The sequence below is a fragment of the Actinophytocola sp. genome (genome assembly GCF_036002505.1).
Classification (GTDB): Bacteria; Actinomycetota; Actinomycetes; order Mycobacteriales; family Pseudonocardiaceae; genus DASYTH01.
Genome location: NZ_DASYTH010000439.1, coordinates 1 through 3,323, shown reverse-complemented (window position 1 = coordinate 3,323; position 3,323 = coordinate 1). Strand labels below are relative to the sequence as shown.

Below are 3,323 nucleotides of genomic sequence, written 5' to 3'. Positions count from 1 at the left end.
TCGAGCCACCGCTGGTACCCGGACACCCCGCCGGCGCCGGGCAGGGTCAGCCGGAGATCGCCGGCGGGCTGGTAGGCCAGCTCGCCGGCCGGGTTGCCGAGCATCGTCTGGTTGACCAGATCCTGCGCCTGCATCCACTGGTTGGCGAACACCAGCCGCCGGATCTCGGCCAGGGAACCCGCACCCCGGGTGTTGCTGTAGTCGTGCGGGCCGCCGGCCCAGAGCGTGTCCTCGTTGAGCTGCAAGCGCTCCGTGTCGGTGTTTCCGAACACCATGGCGCCCAGCCGGCCGTTGCCGACCGGCAGGGCACGCAGCCAGGTCGAGCCAGCCGGCTGGTCATACCACAGCACAAGATCGCCCGCTGCCTGCACTTCCACCGGCGCGACCGGCTCCGCCCGGGCCACCGCGTTCCAGCCGTGGGCAACAGCATGCCGCCGGCGCTCGCCGCGCCGTACTTGATCACTTGCCGTCGTGTCAGATCCGGCATCTCGATCCCCCGGTCAGGCGACGGCGCAGGTCGCGCCGTTGAGGGTGAACGAGCCGGGTTCGGCGGTGTTGCCGGTGTGGGTGGCCTGGAAGCCGATGCTGACCGACGCACCCGGGGAGATCTCGGCGTTGTAGGACACGTTTCTGGCCGTCACCTGCCCGGAGGTGGGCGTGTAGCCGGCGTTCCAGCCGGACGTGATGGTCTGGCCGCCGGGCAGGGTGAAGACCAGCGACCAGCCGTTGATCGTGGTGGCGCCGGTGTTGGTGATGGTGAGGTTCGAGGTCAGGCCGGTGTTCCAGGCGTCAACGGTGTCGGTGACCCGGCAGGTTCCGTTCCCCGGCGGCGGCGGTGGCGGTGGGGTGGTGTCGAACTGGGTGAAGAACCGCCAGGTCTCCCCCGGGACCCAGGTCCGGGAGCCGTTGATACCGGGCACCCCGTCCGCCGGAGCGGGGTTGTGATCTTCATCGAACGCGGCCCACACCACCGGGAATCCGGCTCGGCACCCCGAGTAGGCCGTCACGATGTGGGTCAAGCTGCCCTGGGCCGGCTCGGGTGGGTTCTGGGGGGTGCAGCCGTTGTTCCGGACGAACGTGTCGCGCAGCGAGCGTCCCAGGGAGATGTTGAGCACCGAGTCCCTGATGCCGTGTATCCCGAGGTAGGGGACGGGCGTGGTGCCACCGCTGCACCCGCTGAGCTGCGCGCCGGACAGGACCGCGACCGCCCGGAAAACGGTCGGCCGGGCACACGCGAGGGCGTAGGACATGGCGCCGCCGAAGCTCCAACCCGTGGCGAAACGCTGGGTCGTGTCGACGCAGAGATCCGTCTCGATTAGCCTGAGCATGTCGTCGACGAAGGTGACGTCCTGCCCGCCGGTATTGGCCCAGCCGTTGTTGAGGCCCTGCGGCGCCACGAAAATGGTGCTGTTGTTCGACAGTCGCAGCAGTCCGTAATAGGCCCACACATCCCGCAGCACGGTCTGGCCCGTGGCGACATCGACCGCGGTACCGTTCAACCAGTGAAACCCGAAGATCAACCGGTACGGGTGGTTGTTGTCGTAGTTGTCGGGAATCCTGAGGATGAAGGTCCGATTCCGGCCGCTGCTCTGAATTGTGTGCGTACCGCTCGTCAGTGTCGGGCTTCGGCCGCATCCGGGCGTCGCCGCGGCGGCACCGGCATCCAGGGGTCCCAGGGTTGTGCCGGCGCCACTGCTGCTGGCCGGGCCGGCCGTGGACAGGACAAGCAGGGCCGCGACCGCGACCGATCCGAAGAAACTCCTATGCCTCAACATCACACCACTCCAGAAACGTCGATCATGGATTGAACTGCCACCAGTTCACGTTGAGCAGGAAGCCGGTTCCGCCGGCGAACCTGAGGTACAGGTCGTGTGTTCCGGCCGGACGGTTCACCGGGCAGGAGACGGTCGTCCAGGTCTGCCAGCCACCGGTACCCGGGACGGTGCACGTGCCCGCCAGCGGGCCGTTGACGTTGTCCAGCCGAACCTCGATCCGGCCGCCACTGGTTGCCGAGGCCACCCGTGCGGTGAAGGAGGACGCGCCGGCCCCGAACGCGGCACCCTTGACCTTGATCCAGTCGCCGTTCTCGATCCACCCGACGTTCATGCCACCTTCGCTGGAACGCTCCGTCTCGACGCCGGACTCCGAGGCGATCGTTTCGGCCTCCTGGCGCAGATAGGGATTCAGCGTGCCCACCTGAGGCGGTCCCGCCGTGGTCATGTTGATGGTCGGAAACGTGCCGTCGGAGTTGTAGGTGAACCGCTCCACGGCGACCGAACGGGTGAAACCGCCGCCGCCCGGCAACGCGCCGTTGTGGTAGAAGAAATAAGAACCGCCGTTGAAGTCGATGACGCCCGGGTGGTTGGTGAAGCTGGTGCCCTGCGTGGGCATGATCGTGCCCCGGAAGGTCCACGGTCCGGTCGGACCGGGGGCCGTCGAATAGGCGATGAACTCCGAGCAGCACCTCGCCGCGAACACCAGGTAGTACAGGCCGTTGCGCTTGTAGACCCAGGGCCCCTCCTCGAAGAGGGTCGGCCGGTTCGGGTCTCCGGTGCGAGTGCCGAATCCCGCCGTGGTGAGGGGAATCTGGGTCGGGCCGCCGGAGAAGGAGATCATGTCGGCGTTCAACCGCACGAACCACAGGTGCGGGTTGCCCCAGTACAGATAGGCCTGCCCGTTGTCGTCGATGAAGACGGTGGGGTCGAACTCACCGTTTGCCACCAGCGGACGGCCGAGTGCGTCGCGGAAGGGCCCGGTGGGACTGCTCGACACCGCCACCCCGATGGCCATCGCACCGGTCGACCGCTGCCGCATAGGAACGTACCAGTAGAACTGGCCGTTTCTGGCGACGACCTGGCCCGCCCACGCATTCGCGTCCGCCCAGCTGAAACTGGCCAGGTTCAGCGGGGAGCCATGGTCAGTCCAGTTCACCATGTCGACGGACGACCACACCCGCCACTCCCGCATGGTGAAGTTCGTCGAGCCGTCCTCGTCATGTCCGGTATAGAGATACACCCGACCGTTGACCAGCAGCGGCGCCGGATCGGCGGTGTAAATGGTTGGGATGATCGGGTTGTCCGCCTTGGCCGCAGCCGGAAACAATGCGATCACCAGCAGACCCACGACCAGAAGCGGGAATCTCACAAAGGTAGGCGATCGTTTACTCATGACCGGCCCCATCTCTGGTTGGATTGGTTGTTGCAGGTCCACAGGATCACGGTGGATCCGTTCGCGGTGCCGGCCTGGTTGACGTCCAGGCACAGTCCCGAACCGACGTTGCGGATCGAGCCGTCGGTGTTGACCGTCCACTGCTGGTTGTTCTG

Annotated in this window: 4 protein-coding genes; all 4 read right to left on the bottom strand. The window is 66.7% G+C overall.

The genetic code is table 11. The annotated features are described in order from the left end of the window. The coding region (locus VGR06_RS39165; RefSeq protein WP_327564294.1) for a glycoside hydrolase N-terminal domain-containing protein at nt 1-377 on the bottom strand (377 nt) is incomplete at its 3' end. A 123-nt stretch (nt 378-500) separates the two neighbouring features. Further along, nucleotides 501-1,775: a cellulose binding domain-containing protein gene (locus VGR06_RS39160; protein ID WP_327564293.1), complete on the bottom strand. Its 1,275-nt coding sequence runs from the start codon at nt 1,773-1,775 to the stop codon at nt 501-503. 22 nt (nt 1,776-1,797) lie between these two features. Continuing rightward, nucleotides 1,798-3,168: a glycoside hydrolase family 43 protein gene (locus VGR06_RS39155; protein ID WP_414637421.1), complete on the bottom strand. Its 1,371-nt coding sequence runs from the start codon at nt 3,166-3,168 to the stop codon at nt 1,798-1,800. After that, nucleotides 3,165-3,323 (bottom strand): ricin-type beta-trefoil lectin domain protein (locus VGR06_RS39150; protein ID WP_327564295.1); only part of this gene is annotated, 159 nt, incomplete at its 5' end. The genes VGR06_RS39155 and VGR06_RS39150, both read right to left, overlap by 4 nt.

Bases quoted from the DNA above. Each gene is read 5' to 3' on its own strand.
- VGR06_RS39160 (WP_327564293.1), bottom strand. From the start codon at position 1,775: ATGTTGAGGCATAGGAGTTTCTTCGGATCGGTCGCGGTCGCGGCCCTG.
- VGR06_RS39155 (WP_414637421.1), bottom strand. From the start codon at position 3,168: ATGAGTAAACGATCGCCTACCTTTGTGAGATTCCCGCTTCTGGTCGTG.